The sequence below is a fragment of the Solitalea canadensis DSM 3403 genome, from assembly GCF_000242635.2.
Taxonomy (GTDB): domain Bacteria; phylum Bacteroidota; class Bacteroidia; order Sphingobacteriales; family Sphingobacteriaceae; genus Solitalea; species Solitalea canadensis.
Genome location: NC_017770.1, coordinates 3171810 through 3195332, shown reverse-complemented (window position 1 = coordinate 3195332; position 23523 = coordinate 3171810). Strand labels below are relative to the sequence as shown.

Here is a 23523-nt window from a genome sequence, read left to right as displayed (position 1 = left end):
AATTAAAATGTTTTGTTTTTATTCCAGATACGAAAATAAAAGTATAGGCAATAAATAAGAAGAGCGGGATTAACCCGCTCATTTTAATTGGTTTCGAAAATTAGTTGTTGATTAGAAGTTATCATTCCGGGTACATAAAAGTCGAGGGTAACGTTGAACAGACCCGGTGGAACAGTCCATGTTGAGCGTTGCTGACGAGGTGCATTTAGCGTGGTATACACATTAACCACCGATCCGTTCATTTTTATTGCTCCGTTCCATGTTGCATTTGTTTTGGTAGCATCAACCGAGTTTGACGCTAGGTATAATTTCACTGTTTTATTGGTTGAGTTATTATTATACAAGTGAAACTTTACATTGTATTTATGTCCGTAGTTGCCATATGATTTAGCTGCTCCAAGTAAGGTCATTAATGCATCGGCATTATGATTTTCAACAGTGGGATAAAACTTGTCGGATGTATTTAATGCAAATCCGATATGTGCTGCTGCTGCCGGAATGTACAGATCATTTTCAGCAACTACTTCTGATGATTCATATAATTATATTATTACCTTAAAATAAAATATAATAAATATTAATAATTAAAATTAAGGTTTGAATAAAATTAAATAAGAAAACAGCAGCAATGACTTTTTTCAAACTCAGCCTTAAAAACTACCTTTACATTTTAAAAAATGAGCAGTATGACAATGACCTGGGACAAATTGCTGTCGGCTAAACGTTGGGGATATGAAGATAGGGCTACTAAGAGTCCGATTGAGGCACGATCAGAATTTCAGCGCGATTATGATCGTCTTATATTTTCATCTCCATTTAGAAGATTACAGAATAAAACACAGGTTTTTCCGTTACCCGGAAGCATTTTTGTACACAATAGATTAACCCACAGTTTAGAAGTTGCTAGTGTAGGCCGTTCTTTAGGTCGTATTTTTTATGATCAGAAATTAAAGCAAGATACTGATATTGATCAAAAGCTCCCTTTCTTAAGTGAGATTGGGAATATTGTTTCGGGAGCATGCCTTGCGCATGATCTAGGCAATCCGGCTTTTGGGCATTCCGGAGAATCGGCTATTTCCAGCTATTTTACAGCAGGTGAGGGGCAATTATTTGAGCATCAGGTTACAGCTGATCAGTGGGCCGACTTGACGCACTTTGAAGGAAATGCTAATGCACTTCGTACGCTTATTCATCCTTATAATGGAAAAGGCGATGGAGGCTTTGCCCTAACTTATACTACGCTGGCTTCTATTACTAAGTATCCTTGTGCCTCAATCATCGGACACGATAAGACAAACATCTATACCAAGAAATATGGTTTTTTCCAATCAGAGCAAGAGGCTTTTAAAAAGATTGCCAATGAGCTTTTGTTGATAAAAGTGCAGGATGATCCGCTGGTTTATAAACGACACCCTTTAGTTTACCTAGTTGAGGCTGCTGATGATATTTGTTATAGCATTATCGACCTGGAAGATGCACATCGGTTAAAAATACTTTCGTACAAAGAAGTTGAAGAGTTGCTTTTACAGCTTTGTAATGATCCGGGATTACCCGACCGTTTAAAAGGGATAGAAGATACAGATGCAAAAATTAGTCTGCTAAGGGCTAAAGCAATCAGTGCATTGATCTGGGCGTGTTCGCAGGTGTTTCTGAAAAATGAAGAGGTGCTGTTGAATGGCAATTTTAACAAGAGCTTGGTAGATGCATTAGAGGATCCTTTAAAAGCTACTTTAAAAGAAATTGAACGGATATCCATTCAACGTATTTATAATTACCCATCTGTTGTAGAAATTGAAATTGCAGGTTATAAAGTGATGGGTGGTTTGTTGGAAGAATTTGTGCCTGCCTTTCTACAAAATACAACTCATTATCATAAGAAATTGATCGAGCTTATTCCTAAACAATTCATCACGAAAAGTACCAATACGTATGATAAAATACAGTGCGTGTTGGATTTTGTTTCTGGCATGACCGATTTGTATGCGGTAGAGCTATACCGTAAAATCAAAGGTATTTCGTTCCCACGGATTGATTAGTTTTACCTGCTTTTTAATGATTACAAATCAGTGTATCAGCATACTTTGTCATGCTGAGGCACGAAGCATCTGTTTGTGTCCAGCAGCAATTAGCAAACGATTCTTGTAAAAAGAAGCACCCCACAAGGAGGTGCTCATCGTTATATGAATCGAGAGGTATTTAGTTCAATCTGATAATGCGCACTGTTTCCTCCAATTGAGCCTTGTCTTTAGGGCCGTAAGCTCCAACTACTACTGATGCAATTGATAAAACGATGGTTGCGATTAATGTTTTCATAATGTTGTTTCTTTAAGTTTTACATAGAGTAAGTATGCAGAACCATCTTTTCGTTACAGATTATTTTAAATTTCTTTAGAAACAATACTTGCAGTTCCCTCTAACACTCTTCAAAAAATCTAAAATTGTAGTAGATTATGCCTGATTAATCATCATCGATCTAACCCAATGAAAAGAAGAGATTTCATCACTAAAGGAACGCTTGCTACAGCCGGACTAAGCACTTTGCTTTCAACTTCCTGTAATTCAAATAAAACTGCAGCACCAGAAAAACAGGCTATAGACGATTTGCTGGCATTTGTTTTAAACGAAGAAACCATTCAAGGTTTGCAGAAGAAGATGGCGGACGGTGTTTATACCGCTGAGCAGTTAACGGAGCTTTACCTGAAACGTATTGATGAAATCGATAAAAACGGACCTAGGCTTACCGCAGTTATTGAGTTGAATCCGGATGCAGTTGCTATTGCAAGGCAAATGGATGGTGAACGAAAAGCAGGTAGGGTTCGGGGCCCGATGCACGGGATTCCGGTGTTGATAAAAGACAATATTGATACTGCCGATAAAATGCAAACGACTGCCGGCTCTTTAGCGATGGAAGGTCATATTGCTGCTAAAGATGCATTCATCATTCAAAAGTTGCGGGCTGCAGGGGCTGTTATTTTAGGCAAAACCAATTTAAGTGAATGGGCCAATTTCAGGTCGACGAGCTCTTGCTCTGGATGGAGCAGCAGGGGCGGGCAGACCAAAAATCCATATATCATCGATCATAACCCTTGTGGTTCAAGCTCCGGTTCGGGTGTAGCCGTTTCGGCTAATCTTTGTGTGGTGGCTATTGGAACTGAAACCGATGGTTCCATAACTTGTCCGGCTGCTACCAATGGAGTTGTTGGGTTAAAGCCAACAGTTGGATTGTTGAGTCGTTCGGGAATCATACCCATCTCGCATACTCAAGATACCGCAGGGCCTATGGCACGGACAGTTACTGACGTTGCTATTTTGCTTGGCGCTTTAACAGGAATTGATCCGGATGATTCTATAACTAATGAAAGTAATGGGCATTTTCATACGGATTATACTAAATTTTTGGATGCCAATGCTCTTAAAGGAAAGCGAATTGGCATTGAAAAGAAACCTCAGGGAGATAACCAGTTTATGCACGCGTTGCTAAAAAAAGCTATTGATTTGCTAAAGGTTCAAGGCGCCACAATTGTCGAAATAGATTACTTAGATAAAATTCATTCATTGGGAGAATCAGAGTTTAAAGTAATGCAGTATGAATTTAAAGCTGGTTTAAATAAGTACTTGTCAAAAAGCAATGCAAAAGTGAAATCGTTAAAAGAGGTGATTGCTTTTAATAAACAGAATGCCGATAAGGCGATGCCTTATTTTAAACAGGAAACACTTGAATTATCGGAAGAAAAAGGCGGCCTGGATTCTAAAGAATACAAAGAAGCATTGGAAAAAACACACGTCGGTGTAAAAGAACTACTTGACGAAGTGATGCAGAAAAACAAGCTGGATGCAATTTGCGGTTTAACAATGGGACCGGCCTGCAGCATTGATATGATCTATGGTGATCGTTGGGGAAATGTATTCTTAACGATGCCGGCCGCAGTAAGTGGCTATCCACATATAACTGTTCCTTGTGGAATGGTTTATGATTTACCAATCGGCTTGTCATTCTTTGGACCAGCCTATAGCGAATCAACGTTGATTGGTATTGGCTATGCTTATGAACAAGCTTCTAAAAACAGAACTGTTCCTCAGTATAAGAAATCTTTTTTGGTTTAGTTAGCTGTTAGCCAATAGCTGTTAGCGGTTAGCTTTTAAAAAAGAAAACGGTCTAAGCTGCCTTTGATTTGTAAATTATATTAAATGCATAATGCCAATAAGCTGGCTAATTACTAAATGCTGCTTGCCAATCTTTTCAAAACTGATTATTCGTTACAGATTACTTTGTTTTTTGAAAGAAACCTGCATAAATGAACAAAGGCAGCGAAGGCTACCTCTATTTATATCTACTTCTAAGTGCTAACGGCTAAAAACTAAAAGCCAATAGCTACAAAAATCAATGAAAACTATTATTCATCGCTTTATTCAGGGTATTAGCACTCCAATATCCACTGGCAATAATGCGGCGTATCGTGAACAACGGATCATCCTGGTCTTTTTTATCTGCAAGGCTGAACGCAGCTTTGAAACCTCGTTTCTTTAGCTCAGGAAAAGCAGGTTTGTTCCATAAGCCAAACGGATAAGCGAAATACTCGATTTTCTTTCCTGTAATGGTTTCAAGTGTTTTGGTTGGTTTCTCAATTTGCTTTACCCAATCATCACCCTGGTATTTTTTTACGTTATGATGGTCCCAAGTGTGGCTGCCAATTACATTGCCCTCATCCGAAAGTTGCTTAATCTGATCTTTGGTCATGTAATTCGGGCGACCGATAGAAACGGTCATGATAAAATAAACACCTTTAAAGCCGTATTTTTTTAACTCTTCATTTGCTACAACAAATTGATCGTCGTCTGTATCATCAAAGGTAAGCATCACCGGTTTTGAAGGAAGCGGATCTCCATAAACCAAATAATTATACACTTGATCTGGTAAAACCGTATGATAGCCACTGTCGGCAAGCATTTTAACATGCGCTTTAAAAGCATTTATCGGAATGATATAATCCTTTGCAACTTTTGAATCCGAAGCTTTCCAATCTCTTATTTGGTGGTAACAAAGAATAGGAACTTCTTTACGGGCCAATATTTCTGCAACACTTGCAGGTTTCTTTCCGGTATTATCGGTAGGTGCAGACGAGGAGGTTGAATCTGTAGAAGCAGTTGTACTTGTTGAATCCGAGCCTGATTTTACTTCTTTAGCTGGTTTATTTTGTTGACAAGAAGTGTAAAAAAGTACAGTTCCTGATAATAATATATAACTTAAATATTTCTTGATCATAATGCGTTCGTAAACGCTGCAAATTAAAAGAATGAAAGCTTGTAAAGCAAAGACATCCTGAATAATTAAAAATAAAGCAAAACTGGATACTAAATTAACCCTCGTTTTATCGCTTCTTTTACAAGCCCGGCCGTATTCTTAATATTTAGTTTTTGCGTAAGATTTAAACGGTGAGTCTCAACCGTTCGCAAGCTTATAAAAAGAGAGTCGGCTATTTGTTGGTTCGTTTTTTCTTCGGCGATCAATTTCAATATTTCTTTCTCACGTTTGGTAAGAGGGATTTCATAAATAGAAGTTTTACGTCCTGAAATACTTTCTTCCAGCAATAGTTTCTGAATATGCTGATCAATATACTGTTGACCATTATGAACAGCTTCAATAGCTGCAATTAACGTTTCCTGATCAGTATTTTTGAGTAAATAGCCCATTGCCCCATTTCTGATCATTTGCTTTACATAATGAGATTGTTCAAAATTGGTAAGCGCAATCACGCCGATCGATGGATATTGTTTAGTAATAATCGGACAAAGATCCAAACCACTCATACCGGGCATTTGAATATCAAGTAATAGTACATCAGGCTGTACCGAAATCAGCGTTTCTAATAATTCACGGGCATTGATACTGCTCGAAATAACCTCCATGTTCGAATTATTTTCCAACATCATCTTTAAGCCATTAATAACCATTATATGGTCATCTGCAATCGCAACCTTTATCATTTTTAGCTAATATCTTCTTTAGTAATCAGTAATTTTTCAATATCAAATTCGATATAAACGGTAGTTCCTTTTTCCGTTGAGTCTATTTTAATGTTACCATTTACAGAGTTAATTTTTGAATGGATTTGATCCAACCCAATTCCATCCATTTGTCCTAATTGGTAGGTAAAACCTTTTCCGTTGTCTTCAACAGTAATTACCAAAAAATTCTGATAACAACTCAACTGCACCAAGGCTTCTCTTGCATCCGAATGTTTAATACAGTTGTTAACCAACTCCTGAATAATCCGGTAAATGGTTAATTCAAAACTTTGCTTCAAACGTGGAATTTCACTCATACACACAAAATCTATCCGGAGCTTATTGGTGCTAACCCGCTGGCAGTAATTAAAAACACCCTCTTCTAGTCCGAATCTATTTAATAATTCAGGAAGTAGATTGTGCGCAGTCTTACGTATTTCACTGGCAGACTCATCTAACAAGTGCAGGCCGTTTTCAAATTCTGCTTTATGATTGGTAGTACCATTTGTGTTCTTAAGTACACTAAATTGCATCTTCGCTGCTGAAAGCAGGCCCCCAATACCATCGTGTAAATCGCGTGCAATTCGCCCCCGTTCAGTTTCTTCACCCTGCATCATCGCTTCAAGTAAACTAATTTCTCTATCCTTTTCTAAAAGCATTAATGTTTGTTGATGAAACTTCATCTTATTCTTATAATAGAAGAAGATGAAAACAGATATGATCGTCAGAAGAACAATGCCTATAACCGGAATAAGAATCCACTTTGATTTTTGCTTTAACTGCAGATCTTTTTGAGCAATAATTAACTGTTTTTGTGCTAGTTCTTTATCTTTTTGTACTGAATGATACTTAACCTCCAGCTCTTTTATATGTTTTAGCGTTTTTTCACTTTGGATGCTGTCTTTTAATGACGCTGATTGCTTAAAATAATGCAGTGCCTCTTTGTAGTCGTTTTTACTAGTATAAATCACAGCCAATGAGTCATAAACTCTTTTTAGATGCGAACGGGCATTAATTTTTTTGCCCATTTTAACAGACTGTTTTAACTGCGCAATAGCTTTTTCTGGTTCGCCTAAACGCCAGTAGAAAATCCCGACCAGCATATTAGTTTCACAATCATAATAAGGATTTTTCATTAATGCCGAATAATACAGGCTTTTATTAATATACCCTAGAATCGGTTTCCTGATATTCAATTCTAAATGAATAGCTGCGATATTCATGTGAACTGTCCGTAATGATTTATAATCATTGATTTTAAGCGCAATAGGAATAACTTCCTGGTAAATTTCCATGGCTTTAGTATAATTTTTAAGCCAAAAATTACTTAAAGCCTGAGCTACCAATGTAGAGGAAAGCACACTTGGATTATTAGCGACTAAGCGAGCCCACTGAACAGCCTTGGTACGCTCCAATAAAGCTTCAGCATATTTCTTTTGTTCATGATAAATACTCCCTATTCCCTGATGCGAGCGGGCTAATATTTCAGCATTGTTAAGTTTTTCTCCGATCGCTAATGCCTTATAATAATAGTTGATAGATGAATCGCTTTGTCCCAGGTAAAAAAAGTTATTGCCCAAAAGAAAATAGATTTTCCCTGTTTCTGCCGACTGATTTTTTTGCAGTGAAGTAAGCGCTTTTTTATAAAAGATTATTGCTTCATTATAATTTCCCTTTTGTTCTTTTGAGGTTGCTTCTTGTATTAAACCATCAACTTTTTGTGGGATTTTAGTACTAGCAATCACATTATTCGCAATAAATAACAGTACCAGTAAACAACTATGATAGCTACTTAGCAGATTATTCCCTGTTTTTTTTGTAAACGTGTTAGTTAAAGCGGATATGATCATCAGGTTCTGAAGAGAGCGTTATCAATCAACAAGTTTACAGTAAGATGGCTAATTATTTCTACGTAGTACTACTTAGATCGGCAAATGGTTACTTACACGTAATTATTTACAGCGAGATCAAATTCAATAAATACCGTAGTGCCATTATTAATACTACCGGTTAATTCAAATGAACCACCCAAGGCGGCAACGCGTGTTTGTATACTACTCAATCCTGCTCCGTTGGTGGCGGTTGTTAAATCAAAACCTTTTCCGTTATCTTCAACAGTAATCGACAATACATCCTCTTGAAAACTTAACTGAACAAGCGCTTCAGATGCATCGGCATGTTTTATAATGTTGTTGATTAGTTCCTGTACAATTCGATAAATAGTTAGTTCATAGTTCTGATTCACCTCCGGAAGTTCACCAATAGAGATAAAGCTGATCTTGAGGTGCGTATTGTTCATCCGGTTAACAAAATGCGAAAGCGCTTCGCCAAGTCCGTAATTGATTAGGAGTTCGGGCATCAGGTTATGTGCTATCTTTCGTATTTCTCCGGCAGAGTCGTCTAATAAATTTAAGGCTTTTGAAAATTGATCTTTTCCGGTTAGTTGGAAAATCTCAGTTGAAAGAACGCTAAACTGCATTTTAGCTGCAGAAAGTAAACCTCCCACGCCATCGTGTAAATCCTTGGCAATGCGACTCCGCTCTTTTTCTTCACCTTTGATCATCGCTTCCAGGATATTTATTTCCTTTTTCTTTTCCAGTAGGATCAGGTGCTGGGTCTGCAATTTCATCTTATTCCGGTAATTTATAAAGATGAAGGCAGATGCGATCAGTAGTAAGATAATTCCGGCAATGGTAATCATCAGTATGCGTGTCTTTTGCTTTATTCTAAGGTCTTGTTTAGCTATCTGCAGTTGCTTTTGCACAAGCTGCTGATCCTTTTGCGCGGTTTGGTATTTAACTTCAAGCTCACTGATAGATTTTATTTGTTTTTCACCAAGGATGCTATCATTTAAGTTTTTTGCTAGCGACAGGTATTTGTACGCTTCTTTGTAATCACCAGTAGCTGCATACAATTTATTCAAGGAGTTATAAATAGAACTGGTAAGTCCGGTGGTTTTTAAAGGTTCCGACAATGCCATTGCTTCATTAAAATAGATCTCAGCTGTAGTGTAGTTTTTGTCTAAAAGATAAAGATCACCTAATCTATTTTTTATATCAGCAATGTCAAAAGTTGAAGAAAGTTTATTGGCATAATGAAGGCTTCTAAGTCCATATTTGATCGCTTCAGTATATTGTTGCTTATCCTTATAGTAGTCGGCAATATTGATGCTTGCAAGCTGAATGACATAATAGTTATTGGTTAGCGTTCCAATTTTTAACGCTCTCTTATGGGTTTCAAATGATTGCTCTTGTTTGTCTAAAGCATCAAGAATTGACCCCAGATTAATCAGGGAATTTGCTAGAATACTTGAGTCTTTGGTGATTTCAGCGTATTTAATGGATTGATTATGATAATGGTACGCTTTTTCGAATTGTCCTGCTTGTTGAAATATATTACCAACGTTTCCACTTGCTTGAGCTAGCGCATTTGTTAGTGAGAATTCTTCAAAAACTTTCAGACCCTGTTGATAGTTGGCAACCGCACTATCTAGTTTACTTTCATATTGATAAATATTCCCAATGTTAGTATAGCAGGCTCCTATTCCTCTAGGATAATTTATCTTATGATATAGTTTTAATGCTTTGCGATACATATCTATAGCTTTCGGATATTGACTTTTATCAGAATAGACAATTCCGCTATAATGCAACGCCTTTGCTTGCCCTAAAATATAATTGATTTGTACGCCGATGGTATATGCTTTCCTGTAGATAGTTAACGCAGCATCTTTATCTGTACTTTCCAACACGTAAGCCGAATCCAGTAGTTTTTTAACAGTGTTGCTATCCTGCGTTGGTTTTATAACAGGTGTAGGTATGGCAAATGATGCAGTATAATGAAATAATAAGGTAAGGAAAATAACTCCGGAGAGGAATTGCTTCATAGACTTCATTCCTTTAATAATCTTAATTAATAGTTATACAATGCTTTCTCCAATTAACTACAAATGTGCTTTTTTTAGTTTTAATTTCAACTAACTTAATTAAAACTAAGTACTTCTACTGATATCCTAAACTCAGTGTTACTGCTAAAGAATAAGGCTTGCCCTCCCTATAGTTTTGCTGTCGAGAAATTAATTTAAATAATCATTCAGATTTATCATTTCCATGAAAAGAATTTTTACCCTATTTGCTTTGTTATTGTTGCTGGTATTGCAGCATAGTAATTCAAATGCACAAACTTTTAAAAGTAAGTATGCTGTTAACGCCGGTATTGGTGTTGGAACTTTTGGCTTTGCCGGAAACGGTGGATTACCATTTACTGCATCAGTAGAAAGAACATTTGCCGATAATATTAGTGCAGGTGTAAACCTGGCATATGTACAAACAAAGTACGATTTCGATATTAAATACTCTTACCTCGTTTTTGGTGCCAGAGGATCTTACCATTTCAACGAACTTCTAAAAATCAATAATCCGCAATTTGATGTGTATGGTGGTGCCGGGTTATTGTATCGTCATTACAAAATTAAGTATACCGGTGATTTAGAAGATTACGGAACTGCTACTTCGGGAGGGGATATTGATGTTGCATTACATGCTGGTGTAAGGTATTTGTTTACAGATAAAATTGGTGTCCATGCAGAATTAGGTTACGGTATTTCTCCACTTCAATTAGGAGTAGCATTTGTGTTTTAACAAACAAACATTTTAATCATGAACAAATACAATCTTTTAAATCTGTTATTGATGATTTCTATTGCCTGGCTTAGTATCTCTTCTTGTGAGAAAAAAGATCCGGTAATTGATCAGATTGATATGAGTGCTGCATTAATGAATAAAAAATGGGTACTAATAACGCAGACTCGTGAACCAGCAGTCGATTTAGATGCAGATGGAACTCCGGATCAGGATGTTTATGCGCACAGAGCGGATTGTATGAAAGATGATTTTATTGTTTTTAAAGAGCAGGAAGTGTTTGAAGGCAATGCTGGTGTGATTAAATGTTACGAAGAACCTCAAACAACAATGGCGACATGGGTGCTCGATGCGAAGAACGCTAAAGTTTCAGTAACGGATGCCGCAAAGAACGTTAAAACCTGGGAAATATTGGAATTAAGCAATACCCTATTAAAGGTTAAATATGTTTGGGCAACCGGATATAATCAAAATATAACGCTTACAGATGTATTGACTTTTGAGGCGCGGTAATCAAACGTCAATACGTCTCTCTTAATTAAAAGTTAAAGATATGAATAGAAAGTTTTTTGTACTTATAGTAGCAATAGTAATAGTGTCTGCCGCAATTTTTAGCGGATGCAATGGAGGGAAAGATAATCCTGAACCTAAAGCAGAGGAGTCTTTACCATTTTTAAAAGCAGGTAATGAGTGGGTTTATAAATCCGAACTTGCAGATGCATCTGGTGAAGTGAAATACAAAATTCTCTCAAAAGAGAAAAACGGCTTTTACACAGTCAATTGGTTTATTGGAGTTGATTTTGAAATCTACTGGCACGAAAAAGATGGTGCCTTTGCCAATACTACTGACGGACCCCTCGGACAACTTCGTTTGGTTATCTATAAAAAGAACTGTAAGGTGGGTGATTCCTGGAGCGTAAAAGGTATTGCCTCGGATTTAGGAGCTAATGTTACTATAACCAATAAAGTGATATCGACCTCTGAAACAGTTACTACTCCGGCTGGAACATTTTCTAATTGTGTAAAGGTTCGTCAAACCAATACCTATGATCCGGAGCTCGTTATAGATCATTACATTCATCCTGCAACAGGAATTGTAAAAATTGAAGGAATGGGGTATGAGGAAGGTGGAGAAGATGGTGAAATTATCTATTTTCCTGTGCACTATACCTTAAAATCTAAGAATTTCTAAAGAAATGGTCTCAATAATTGAAAAGGCGCGCTCAACAATAAAACTATTTTATGGAAGCCTTTTATTGCTTCTGGTGATAGTAAGTAGTTGTACTGACAAACCTGGCGACGATCCTGGTCCCATGATTCCTTTTACTAATCAGGGGGTAATAAGGCCACTTGGAGAAATTGCCGGAGTAGCAACATCTAAAATAATAGGTGCCGAAGGTGGAACAATCGTGTCTGCTGATGGTGGTATAGAAGTAACTATTCCAGCTGGCGCATTAGCTACTAATACTACTATCTCCGTACAACCTATTACCAATACCAATCAATGTGGTGAAGGAACGGCTTACCGCCTTACTCCGCACGGACAACAGTTCAATAAACCGGCTATCATAAAATTTCACTATACAGATGAACAGGTTCCTTGTGTAGAGGCACTAGGTATTTCTTATCAGGATAATATAGGTAGATGGAAAGCAGTTGGGGGTGTAGCTGTTGATGCTGTTAATAAAACAATTACGGCCAAAACTACACACTTTAGTGACTGGAGTTTCTTCGAAGCATTTGAGTTACTACCTAATAAAAGTTTTATAAATCCAGGAGAAAAGGTTACTCTCAAACTCACACATTATCTGGGTGAAAGTGAAGAATTAATGTTAGTTCCATTGTGGCCAGACGGAACAGAAAAATTTCTGACAGAAGGAAAAGAATTGCAGAGCAAATATATTGATGAATGGAAGTTAGTAGGAGAGGGTACATTAACCCCACAAAGCGTGAAGGCCGAATATACCGCTCCTGCTAAAATTCCGGCAAAAAATCCTGCAACTATTAGCGTACGGATAAAAAATGGAACCACAGCTATTGGATTGTTAATAGCACGAGTTTACGTGGCACCAGAAGGAGTATCGCTAAGAGTCAATGGTGGTGAATGGATTACAATGCCGACGGCTGTAGCCCAGTTTGTTCAAGGGACAAATAGTATAATGTCGTCTCAAGCTAATACTACTTACCCGTTTGTAAGCATTCTCTGGAAAGATCCGGTGGTAGGTGAAAAACCATGGGCATTGGGAGATATCATTGGTTTTAGTTATAAACCTAATAAAGATAGTGAATATCACCATTTCTATATATCAGGTGAAAATGCAGTGGCTAGTCCAGGTTCTCTCGATATTACACAATCAGGTAATGTTGGCGACTATGTCATCGGAACATTTACAGTGAATAAATCAGGGTGGTTATCATCCACAGCTACTCCTAAAGTGGCAAGTATTGAAGGTGTAATCAGGGTGAAACGTTTAAAGTAACACGGTTTAATCATAATTGGGATTGGTCGGTATAATCAGAAGGTGATCGTCCCAATTGGCGCCTGAATTTGGTTCGCCTGTAATCTAGGTGGGCAATCAAATCAGGCGTTTTTTAACCAAATTATAGGAGTAATGACTAAAATAGTGATAACGCTTTTATTGATCAGTGTAGTTCTAAAAGTGAGTGCACAAAGTAGTCAGGAGAAAGCCAAAAGCGGCTATTATGCAGCATACAACGAAAAAAAGCAACTAAAAATTGAAGGGTATCTTAAGAATGGCTTGCGCGATAGTTGTTGGACCGAATATTCATCCGGAAAGCAATTATTGAGTAAGGGCCATTATGAAAATAGTATCAAGAAAGGAACCTGGGAGTATTATGATTTAAAAGGGAAGTTGGTTCATAAATACGATCATTCGCTTAACAAGTTTACCTATCCTGATAATGCTGTAGATAGTTCACCGGTTATGTGCAAGGTTGTTACAAGCTCGGGTGAAATAAATACTACTGTTGAAAGAGCTGCTATGTTGTTGGGTGGCAACGATTTGGTTCAGCAAATTATTCAGAAAAATTTAATGATTGCCGACAACGGCGGTAGAAACGGAGATCGCATTTACGTCAGTCTCATTGTTGATGAAAATGGGAATACCGAAGATTACAAAATAATTAAAGGATCAAGTCATGCGCTAAACATGGAGGCGGTCCGTGTGGTCAGACTAATGCCTAATCAATGGCTGCCCGCCATAATGAACGGGCATCCGGTAAAATCAGTTTTAGTATTGCCTGTTGATATAATAAAGTAAGGGACAACAACAGGTTCAATATACTCAGGTCTTCATATCACCCCTTAACAGTGGCCCGATTCCGTCATCTTTATGGTCAAAGAGCGGATCGGGCTTTTTTGTTTTATACCTGCTAAGTACTAGTACGTAATTACATATACCCTGTTTACTACTGATGTATTACCTGTTTATACATGGTTACTTTGATCTTATTAACACTACACAAAGTTAAGGGTATGAAAAAGATCAAATTATTAATTGCAAGTGCGCTGGTATGCTTAGCCATACCACAATATAGCCTGGCTCAGAACTCTGTCTTCGACAGGTTAAAGCAAAAAGTTAAAGACCGTGCCAACCAGAAAGTGGATGAATCCATGGACAAAGGTTTGGATAAAGCGGAAGAAACTGCTGAAGGGGAGGTTAAAAAAGGAACCGGAAAGTCAAAAGGTTCTGCTGAATCAAAATCAACTGCCTCAGAAAACACAGCTTCACAAAGCTATGCCTCACGTGATGCAAAGAGTTTTTCGCGCTATGATTTTGTTCCGGGAGAACAGATCGTATATGCTGAAGATTTCTCACAAGATGTAATCGGAGAGTTTCCTTTAAAGTGGATCACAAATAATAGGGGAGAAGTGGTAACATTAAACGGACAGACTGGTAAGTGGCTCCGGATGTTCCATACCAGCCATTTTGTATCACCTCCTATGAAAAACCTCTCTGAAAATTACACTGTAGAATTTGATATGGTTTTAACCTTTCCTAACGACGGATCGGTTTATCCCGAATTGAGATTTAAACTGTTCAATTCTCCGAAGGATGATGCTAACGGAAAAAAATACCTTCAGAATTTTGACAGCAAGGGAGATGTAGTTATTGTGTTCAGTCCTGGAGAAGAGGGTGGCTCTTCCATCAGACTTGAAAGCAACCGTGATGGAAGAAATGAATTTGTAAACGATCAAAAAGGTCTTAAAAAATTAGATAGCTATTACGGCAGACCATTTCATGTGGCTATCTGGGTACAAAAACAACGTTTGCGTATGTGGATCGAGGGAGAGAAAGTATATGACATTCCGCAAGTAGTTCCATCAGACATTCCATTTAACAGAATGGACATGGAAGTGACCTCAGGCATTCAGGAAGACAACCAGATTGGTCTTTATCTTTCTAACATAAAATTCGCTATCGGATCTCCGGATATGAGAAACAAGCTGATCAATGAAGGAAAGTTTGTTACCAACGGGATTCTGTTTGATGTAAATTCCGATAAGATCAAACCTGAATCATACGGGGTTTTAAAAGAACTGGGAACAGTATTAAAAGAGAATCCAACTGTTAAAGTAAAAGTGATAGGACATACCGACAGCGATGGTGATGAAGCTAAAAACATGGATCTTTCAAAAAGAAGGGCTGCTGCCGTGAAAAAAGCATTAAGTACAGATTTCGGAATCGATGCCTCCCGCCTTGAAACCGATGGAAAAGGGGAAACTCAACCTATAGATGCAAATACTACTGCTGAGGGTAAAGCTAAAAACCGCAGAGTAGAATTCATTAAGTTATAATCAGATACTTACTGAGAGCATGATACCGGTAATAAAAATTGTTGCGGGAGTGGGGCTTATTGCCCTCACTTTCGCCTCAAAACCAGAAAAATCATTAAGCAACGGTAACAGTAGTTGGCAACCTGAAACTAAGTATTCAGGAAGTGATTCCATTAAGCAATTAATAAATACAACTAAAGCTACCAAAGTTGTTATTGGGAAAACGGTAAAGAATAGAACGATATCAGCTTATTATTTTCCTGGTACGAGTAATAAAAATGCACTTATTATCGGTGGTGTTCATGGCTCAGAATTGTCGGCAATTGAGGTGGCGAAATCAGTAATTGATCAGCTTAATAAAGGTGAAAAACCATATTACAATGTAATTGTGCTACCTGTCTTATTTCCTGATAATGCAGCACAAGCATTGGCGAAACCGGAAAAAATTGGAAGCGGTGAGAACATTGGTCGCTATACTCACAAACAAGCTGTTGATCCTAATCGGCAGATGCCCACGTTAGGAACTTCATTTGAAAGATGTAATGGGAAAGATCATTTGGGCAGATCAATTGAAGTCGAGAATCAACTTTTGTTAAAGATAATAGATGAGTTTAAGCCAGACAGAATAGTAAATCTTCATGCGATTCGGAATATAAATAATGCGGGATTCTTTGCTGATCCTCGAACTGATCATCATGGATTTTCATTAGGGTTTGACACGGATAGTTGCTTGGCCATCGATATGGCGCGGTTTGTACATAAACAATGTGGAAATGTAAACGGTAACAGGCTGCCCATTCGGGCCAATGCTACTTATCCGAAAGATCCGGTAGCAGTAGCTGCCGAAGTCAAACAACCCCGGAATATTAATGGGTCAACTTTGCCCGGTCGTAGAGGACAAGGGGTGTCTCTGGGAAGTTGGGCAACAACAGCAGTCAACGATTCAGTTTACGCAGAAAGAAAACGAAAGGCAATTCGATTAATAACAGTTGAATTTCCAGGAGCTAAGCGTCCTGTAGATTATAAAACAATTGAATTGCAACAACAATGTGCTAAAGAAGTACGGACGTATGCATCAGCAATTGTAAAGGTTTTTTTGGCGGATAATTATCCCGAAAAAGTGGATTCAATACAATACACGTCTGTCAACAAACAATAACGAAACAAATGAAAGTAGTAAAATCAATTATAGTTCTATCAGGATTAATGCTGAGCAACATTTGCTTTGCTCAGCAACCTGTAAAATATGAAATGACCAAAATAGCAGAAGCTGTAATTCTGCCTACGCTTACTCCCAAAGAAGCTTATGCTAAATCTTTGAAAGAGGGTCGTCCGGATGAAAACCAAATGTTTGCTGTTTTTTATAATAGAGCAAATAAAATCGCTAACGAATTAAGCGTTCGGACAGATAAGCAAATTGCTGCAACTAATAAAGCTAAAAAGACAGGTTACAAGGCGAATAATGATGATTTTGCCGCAATGAGCACTGCTGAAAAAGCCCAGTATATGAGAGACAATCCTGAAATGCAAAAAACGACCGGGGTTAGCAGCTCAATGATGGACCTGGCAGCTAAGATGGAAGATCCTGCATTTAAGAAAAAGTTTGATGCCATGAGCGATGAGCAAAAGGCGCAATTGGTAATGTCTTATCAGCAATCATCGATTAGTTTAAATCAACGGACACACACGCAAAAAGCTCTTAAAACTTCTGTTGAGGCTGGTACACTAATGGGTGAGTTTACTTCTGAGTACCAAACCAAGGCTTTTACCGGATTTTTAGTTGAAAAAGAAAATAAAATGCAAGTGTTGGACGAGAAGGAAGAGAAACTACTGGCTCCTGTACTTGCTGAAAAATCAAAATTGCAAAGGTTGGTGGGTGCAAATATGTCTGCTGCTCAAAGTGAACGCTTGAAGCAGGTAACCCTTAAAGAGTACGCTATCCGAAATACTACCTACGAGGCCAAATTGAAATACCATCACGATAAAGTGCTGGAGTTGATAGCTGCTTACAAGCGGTCGGCGCTGCCTGTAGATAATTTTTTCGCAAGAATTAATTATGGAGCAGGATTGGCAGCTGCTAAAGAAACAGCTGAGTTGGCTCAGTTAGCAGGTTATCAGCAAGGTTTGCTGAAAGCAATTGTGGAGTTACAGGATGTTTCAAAAAACATCACTTATGAAAGTGCATTGTTTTATGAGGAGAAATTAAAAATTGAAAAAAGTTATCAGTAATAAACATCTATTCTAATTATCTAAAAATGAAAAAACATTTAATTGGTTTATTATGTGTGATGACATTGGGATTATTTGCTTGTAAAGATGATCCAATTCAGAAAGAAGAAGAAGATCTGTATAAAAACGTTCCTTCCAGCAAAGTTTCGGATCAATTAGCTGACGGTTCATGGTTTAGTGGAACGCTTTCGGCGATATCTTATTGGGATCGTGATGGCCATAATCTCGGAAATGATTATGAGGCAGGCAGAGAGTATTTGTTTTACAACCAGGACGGTAAAGGCAGAATTAAATTCTGGCAATACTTGGGTATGCGTACCTATTCTAGTTGTGTAACTGAAATTTATACACGAATGGAGGGTTCGGTTGTATTTGAAGGAGATAAGTTTACTTTTTATCCGGTTAAAGGATCATTCAAAACGATCAAAGACAAGTGTTCTTCGGGTAATGGGGTAAGCGAACGGAAGGCCGAAGGCGATGATCTTTTACCAGATGTTTACCGTTGGGAGATTAGAAGGGTTGATGGTGAAGATCTTTTTTACACGTTTTCTGAAGATGATGTTAACCACGAGGATGCTTTGTTCGTTTATCGGTTTACTCAGTAAAATATATATACCCTGTTTAGTTTTTTTGTGATCAGTAAGTAGGCCCGGAGTATCTCCGGGTTTTTTTATGTGTATCGAAATTGTCGTCAGTTTTTTACAGGTCACCTCTTCATGAAAATTTACAAATTACACAATCCTTTGCGTGATTTTTTTACAAAGTATATGGATTATATTCAATGCTTAACCCATTGTGCGATTTGATTTCACATACATGAATTTAAAGCATAAATTATCATATAAGCTAAAATCGCCTCGTACAGTTCGGAAGAGATGATTTAAATACTCGCACTAACTGTCAAAGAACTGTACGCAGCGACGGCATTTTTTGCTTACTTTTTTTGCTGAAGAAAAAAAGTGAGTCGCGCTGAAAGCGGCGGAAGAAAATAATTCACCAAACTGTGTTTATTGCACTATTAGGCTTTTTTTGAGTTATTTTAAATCGCACAACGATTTCAATGCTTATTAGGTGTTAAAGGTTAGTAAAGAGCGCTTATAGTACCTTAGTAAAAGAAAATTATCATGAAAGTAATCACGCTTAAACTAAAGATAAACCTCATTCGGACCTTTATATTCTTTTCTTGCTTTTCACCTTTCTGTCTTTTCTCTCAAGATTTACGCTCAAAAGAAAAACCTAATATCATATTTATACTAGCTGACGATATGGGATATGGAGATTTAGGGTGTTATGGTCAGCAGCTCATTAAAACGCCTAATATTGATCAACTGGCAAACCAGGGTATGCGTTTTACTGATTTTTACGCCGGAAGTACAGTATGCGCACCGTCCAGAGCCAGTTTGATGACGGGGCAACACACAGGCCATGCTTTTATCAAAGGCAATGATGAACTTCCATTGCGTCAGCAAGATAGTACCCTGTCGCAGTACCTGAAACAGGCAGGTTATGTAAATGGAATGGTGGGTAAATGGGGCTTGGGTTTACAGGGAACATCCGGTGCGCCCGAGAAAAAAGGCTGGGATTTCTTTGTAGGTCATTTGCACCATGTGGAAGGCCATTTTCAACAGACAGATCATCTTTGGAAAATAGAAAATGGCGAATCAAAAAAAGAGATGATCGATTCAACTGTGTACGTGAATGAGTTATTCACACAGTCGGCCTTGCAGTTCATTCAAAAAAACAAAAAGCATCCTTTCTTTTTATACGTGTCATACACCTTACCACATGCCGAACTCAAGGTTCCGGAAAAGTACTTGCAACTTTATTTGAACAAGGATGGTAGCAGTAAGTTTGCACCTGAAATAGCGCAGCCAGCTGGTCTGCATTATGGGCAACAACCTTACCCCAAAGCAGCTTATGCGGCTATGATCACCAGCATGGATGATTATGTAGGACAAATAATGCAACAATTAAAGGCCTATGGGATCGACAAGAATACCATTGTTGTTTTTACCAGCGATAATGGAACGCATATAGAAGGTGGTCGCAAAATGACGGACGCCACTACTTTTTTTAAGAGTAGTGGTCCATTGCGCGGCATTAAAAGAGATCTGTATGAAGGAGGCATTCGGGTTCCATTTATTGTAAGGTGGAACAATCACATAAAGCCTGGTTCCATATCTTCCTATGCCGGTGCGTTTTGGGATATATTGCCAACGGTTGTCGAGATAAGTGGTTTGGATAATGTTTCTCCAAAAGATGGTATTTCTTTTATCCCTGCATTAATTTCTAAACCTCAACCACAACACTCAAGTTTGTATTGGGAGTTTAATGAAGGGGGATTTAAGCAAGCTGTACGGAGTGGAAACTGGAAAGCTGTTCGATTTTATAAAGCTTCACAGCCGATTCGTACAGAGTTGTACGACCTTTTAAAAGATATTGGAGAAACAACTGATTTATCAGCGCAATATCCTGCTATTGTTAAGGAGATGGAACAGTTGATGGATAAGGAATCAAAAACACCTCCTAATTAAGAGGCGTTCCTATTTTATAATCTTTTAGGTCGCTTAATTCAGTTTAATCACCCACACAACTTCTTTCACTTGAAATTTATATTTAGGGCCGTTAGCTCCAACTATTAATGATACAATTGATAAGGCGATGGTGCCAATTATTGTTTTCATAATGATCTTTATCGTCACTCATTACTACCCATGATTAAAGTCGCTGTTAAGTAGAATCGAAACCGTTTCAGATCTATCGCTTTGTTCTTCGGGTCGGCTCAAATTTCAGATAAAAATCCTATCTTATTCTATAATTCATTTCTACTCATAGAACTGTTTATCCGAAAGTAATTATTGAAAAACTAGATAAATGGAATCTCAATCAACTTACGATATTATAGTCATTGGTTCAGGACCGGGTGGCTATATTGCAGCAATTAGAGCTGCCCAGCTAGGGTATAAAACAGCTATTGTTGAAAAATATAAAACGCTTGGAGGAACCTGCACAAATGTAGGTTGTATTCCGGCCAAAGCATTACTTGATAGTACCGAACACTATCATGCTGCTATTACCAAATTTAAAGCACATGGAATAGATATCAACTCAATGTCTTTGAATTTTGAGCAAATGATCAACCGCAAAAGTGAGGTGGTAGCACAAAATGTTTCCGGACTTAATTACCTGATGAAGAAAAACAAAATAGAGGTGCTACAGGGAACTGCCACATTTATTAATAACAAAGAAATCAATATAGTTAATAGGGAAACCACTAATAAGGTGAGCGCCAAATGGTTTATTATTGCTACGGGTTCTAAGCCTTCAAGCATTAAAGGAGTTGAGATCGATAAACAAAGAATCATCACCTCAACTGAATCACTTTCATTGAAAGAGAAACCAAATTCGATGGTTATTATTGGAGGTGGAGTAGTAGGTGTGGAGATGGCCTCTGTTTTTGCCCGGATAGGAGTTAAGGTAACCATATTGGAATATGCAGATAGTCTTATTCCGACAATGGACAGGGACTTAGGGAAAGAGTTAAACAAGGTTTTAGCCAAAGAGGGTATCGATATACAGCTAAGTCATAAGGTTCAATCAGCGCAGAACAATGGTGAAAATGTAACCGTTAAATACCTTGACAGCAAGAACAACCCAAATGAAATTACAGCTGATTATTGCTTAGTGGCTGTTGGGAGGAAAGCGTATACAGTAGGCTTGGGATTGGAAAATACGAAGATTGAAACCGATGAACAAGGTCGAATCAAGACCAATGAAAAACTGCAAACTGCTGAAGAAAATATTTATGCAATCGGAGATGTAATTAAGGGGCCGATGTTAGCACATAAAGCAGAGGAAGAAGGAGTGTTTGTAGTTGAAACCATCAACGGACAAAAACCTCATATTAATCATAACTTAATTCCAGGAGTGGTTTATACCTGGCCGGAAGTTGCTTCTGTCGGTGCTACTGAAGAAGAACTGAAAGCTCAGGGAAGCGAATATCATGTCGGAAAATTTCCTTTTATGGCAAGCGGAAGAGCACGAGCTGCAATGGAATCAGATGGTTTTGTAAAAGTACTGACAGATCCTAAATATGGTGAGATTCTGGGAGTGCACATCATCGGTCCAAGAGCCGCAGATCTTATCGCTCAGCCTGTAATCAGCATGCATTATGAGACTACTGATGAAGATATGTTCAGGATTTCTTACGCACATCCAACTTATTCAGAGGCATTAAAAGAAGCTTATTTGATTGCGTCAGGACAAGGAGCATTGAATCTTTAGATTGGAATCGACTGCTAATCAGTAATTACTTTCAGGTAGTAACACACCCCTAACCCCTCTCAAGAGGGGAATCTTGATCAACTACGTTGATCCATTACGCAGAGAGGTTCCCCTCTTGAGAGGGGCTGGGGGTGTGTTATAGTTCGAGTGCAGTCCATTATAAGAACCTAAAACCCTCCATAAATAATACCTCAATAGCGGTATATTTGTAAACAATGCAAAAAGTTAAGGACACACTTCCTGTTTATAATATTTGTACAATTAAGGGCTCCGATCATTTTCATGATGATATTATGGCTGAGCCTTTTTCCCTGTACCTCCAAAAACACCCCAATTTGCATCGACCGCACGGTCATTCATTTTATCATTTATTGTTGTTTACCAAAGGAGCTGGCTTTCATACAATTGATTTTGAGCGGTTTCCGGTTGAAGTCGGACAGGTTTATTTTATGATACCCGGACAGGTTCATAGTTGGGAATTTGAAGGAGAATTGGACGGGTATGTCGTTAATTTTTCCGAAGAGCTGTTTCATTCATTCCTTTCCGATGATCATTACCTTGAAAGGTTTAGTTTTTTGGGAGGAGTAACAGGAGAGAATATCGTTACCTTTAATGAGAGTGAACTCAAAGAAGCTATTCAACTGCTTTCGTCGGTAGTAAATGAAACACAGGTAACCCGACCATTTACTAAGGATAAAGTTCGATTGCTGATGTTATCATTGTTTATTCTCGCGGGACGTTCCGAAAACAATAAAAACAAAGCGGGGGATGTGTTGAAGCCCGGACTGCAGCTTTTGTTTAGATTTAGAAGGTTGGTAAACCAGCATTATAGTGAGTATAAATTACCCAAAGATTATGCAGAAATGTTAAGTATTACTCCAAATCATTTAAACACGCTGTGCTCAAACCTGTTAAACAAATCGGCCGGAGAGATAATTAGAGAGCGTATTGTTTTGGAAGCAAAAAGGCAATTGGTAAACCTCGATGCAAGTATTTCAACAATAGCTTACAGTCTGGGGTTTACCGATAACTCCTATTTTACCAAGTTTTTTAAGAAGTATACCAACCTTACACCCGAAGAGTTTAAAAAATCATTTAACGGTTACTGATTTGCCGCGGGTTTTAAGATCTTGCCTTTACTGTATTTAGGGTCATAATCAATGGATCCGAATAAGTGTAGCATAAATACTCGTCCCAGTCTGAAATTAAGCGGCATAAATACAAAGATGCCTCCAATAATTATTGTCAGGTAAACCCAGGCAGTTGGGTTACCGAATATAAAGTAAGTAGCAAAGCCTAAAATTACACTCTGTGCAACATTAAGAGCATAACTAAAGTACATACCTCCCCAAAAGAAACCCGGCTCAATTTCATAACGTAGTCCACAAACCGGACAATTGGTATGCATTTTCTGATACCCAAAACTATAGGTAGGATGTTCAAATAGATGTCCTTCGTGACAGCGAGGGCATTTTTGCTGAAAAATCGCTTGTGTTTTCGAAATAGCCATACAATCATCAATTATTATTAATAACAAAAGTACCAGCAAATTATGACAGGTAGTGG

20 protein-coding genes are annotated in these 23523 nt (G+C 38.0%); 14 read left to right on the top strand and 6 right to left on the bottom strand.

What is annotated here, in order from left to right:
- Positions 1-83: 83 nt before the first annotated feature.
- On the bottom strand, positions 84-479 hold the full coding sequence (locus SOLCA_RS13170) for a DUF3370 domain-containing protein (RefSeq protein WP_245536784.1): 396 nt from the start codon (positions 477-479) through the stop codon (positions 84-86).
- A 207-nt stretch (positions 480-686) separates the two neighbouring features.
- On the opposite strand from SOLCA_RS13170, the gene SOLCA_RS13165 reads away from it, so the two are divergent.
- Together SOLCA_RS13165 and SOLCA_RS13160 are read left to right on the top strand one after the other, a co-directional pair.
- Complete coding sequence (locus SOLCA_RS13165; RefSeq protein ID WP_014680953.1) at positions 687-2036, top strand: deoxyguanosinetriphosphate triphosphohydrolase; 1350 nt, start codon at positions 687-689, stop codon at positions 2034-2036.
- Positions 2037-2481: 445 nt separating this feature from the next.
- On the top strand, positions 2482-4104 hold the full coding sequence (locus tag SOLCA_RS13160) for an amidase (protein ID WP_014680951.1): 1623 nt from the start codon (positions 2482-2484) through the stop codon (positions 4102-4104).
- Positions 4105-4381: 277 nt separating this feature from the next.
- Here the strand turns inward: SOLCA_RS13160 and SOLCA_RS13155 are convergent, their stop codons facing one another.
- From SOLCA_RS13155 to SOLCA_RS13140, 4 genes are all read right to left on the bottom strand, one after another.
- Positions 4382-5263, bottom strand: a complete 882-nt coding sequence (locus tag SOLCA_RS13155; RefSeq protein ID WP_014680950.1) for a polysaccharide deacetylase family protein — start codon at positions 5261-5263, stop codon at positions 4382-4384.
- Between the two features lie 89 nt (positions 5264-5352).
- Positions 5353-5985, bottom strand: coding sequence for a response regulator (locus tag SOLCA_RS13150; RefSeq protein WP_014680949.1), 633 nt, complete (start codon positions 5983-5985; stop codon positions 5353-5355).
- A gap of 2 nt (positions 5986-5987) precedes the next feature.
- Positions 5988-7751, bottom strand: coding sequence for a tetratricopeptide repeat-containing sensor histidine kinase (locus SOLCA_RS22430; protein ID WP_169313292.1), 1764 nt, complete (start codon positions 7749-7751; stop codon positions 5988-5990).
- A 197-nt stretch (positions 7752-7948) separates the two neighbouring features.
- Positions 7949-9892 (bottom strand): tetratricopeptide repeat-containing sensor histidine kinase, encoded by a 1944-nt coding sequence (locus tag SOLCA_RS13140; protein WP_042479795.1) that lies wholly within the window; start codon positions 9890-9892, stop codon positions 7949-7951.
- 223 nt (positions 9893-10115) lie between these two features.
- Here SOLCA_RS13140 and SOLCA_RS13135 point away from each other — a divergent pair, with 223 nt between their 5' ends.
- The 12 genes from SOLCA_RS13135 to SOLCA_RS13080 all read left to right on the top strand — a co-directional run bounded on the left by SOLCA_RS13135 (position 10116) and on the right by SOLCA_RS13080 (position 23066).
- On the top strand, positions 10116-10646 hold the full coding sequence (locus SOLCA_RS13135) for an outer membrane beta-barrel protein (RefSeq protein WP_014680946.1): 531 nt from the start codon (positions 10116-10118) through the stop codon (positions 10644-10646).
- An 18-nt stretch (positions 10647-10664) separates the two neighbouring features.
- Positions 10665-11159 carry a lipocalin family protein gene (locus SOLCA_RS13130; RefSeq protein ID WP_042479793.1) on the top strand — a complete coding sequence of 165 codons (495 nt, stop codon included), beginning with the start codon at positions 10665-10667 and terminating at the stop codon, positions 11157-11159.
- Positions 11160-11199: 40 nt separating this feature from the next.
- Positions 11200-11838, top strand: coding sequence for a hypothetical protein (locus tag SOLCA_RS13125; RefSeq protein WP_014680944.1), 639 nt, complete (start codon positions 11200-11202; stop codon positions 11836-11838).
- A 4-nt stretch (positions 11839-11842) separates the two neighbouring features.
- Positions 11843-13126, top strand: a complete 1284-nt coding sequence (locus tag SOLCA_RS13120) for a hypothetical protein (RefSeq protein WP_014680943.1) — start codon at positions 11843-11845, stop codon at positions 13124-13126.
- A gap of 132 nt (positions 13127-13258) precedes the next feature.
- Positions 13259-13927 carry an energy transducer TonB gene (locus SOLCA_RS13115; RefSeq protein WP_014680942.1) on the top strand — a complete coding sequence of 223 codons (669 nt, stop codon included), beginning with the start codon at positions 13259-13261 and terminating at the stop codon, positions 13925-13927.
- Between the two features lie 215 nt (positions 13928-14142).
- Positions 14143-15465 carry an OmpA family protein gene (locus SOLCA_RS13110; protein ID WP_042481295.1) on the top strand — a complete coding sequence of 441 codons (1323 nt, stop codon included), beginning with the start codon at positions 14143-14145 and terminating at the stop codon, positions 15463-15465.
- A 19-nt stretch (positions 15466-15484) separates the two neighbouring features.
- Positions 15485-16603, top strand: coding sequence for a M14 family zinc carboxypeptidase (locus SOLCA_RS13105; RefSeq protein ID WP_014680940.1), 1119 nt, complete (start codon positions 15485-15487; stop codon positions 16601-16603).
- 8 nt (positions 16604-16611) lie between these two features.
- The gene (locus tag SOLCA_RS13100) at positions 16612-17673 is read left to right on the top strand and encodes a hypothetical protein (RefSeq protein WP_014680939.1); all 1062 of its coding nucleotides are present in this window, start codon (positions 16612-16614) and stop codon (positions 17671-17673) included.
- Positions 17674-17699: 26 nt separating this feature from the next.
- Positions 17700-18278 (top strand): hypothetical protein, encoded by a 579-nt coding sequence (locus SOLCA_RS13095; protein WP_014680938.1) that lies wholly within the window; start codon positions 17700-17702, stop codon positions 18276-18278.
- 519 nt (positions 18279-18797) lie between these two features.
- Positions 18798-20207, top strand: coding sequence for an arylsulfatase (locus SOLCA_RS13090; protein ID WP_014680937.1), 1410 nt, complete (start codon positions 18798-18800; stop codon positions 20205-20207).
- A 340-nt stretch (positions 20208-20547) separates the two neighbouring features.
- On the top strand, positions 20548-21957 hold the full coding sequence (lpdA, locus tag SOLCA_RS13085) for a dihydrolipoyl dehydrogenase (RefSeq protein ID WP_014680935.1): 1410 nt from the start codon (positions 20548-20550) through the stop codon (positions 21955-21957).
- Positions 21958-22172: 215 nt separating this feature from the next.
- Positions 22173-23066 carry a helix-turn-helix domain-containing protein gene (locus SOLCA_RS13080; RefSeq protein ID WP_014680934.1) on the top strand — a complete coding sequence of 298 codons (894 nt, stop codon included), beginning with the start codon at positions 22173-22175 and terminating at the stop codon, positions 23064-23066.
- Here the strand turns inward: SOLCA_RS13080 and SOLCA_RS13075 are convergent.
- On the bottom strand, positions 23060-23467 hold the full coding sequence (locus SOLCA_RS13075) for a DUF983 domain-containing protein (RefSeq protein WP_014680933.1): 408 nt from the start codon (positions 23465-23467) through the stop codon (positions 23060-23062). The two genes, SOLCA_RS13080 and SOLCA_RS13075, sit on opposite strands and share 7 nt — an antisense overlap.
- Positions 23468-23523: the final 56 nt, after the last annotated feature.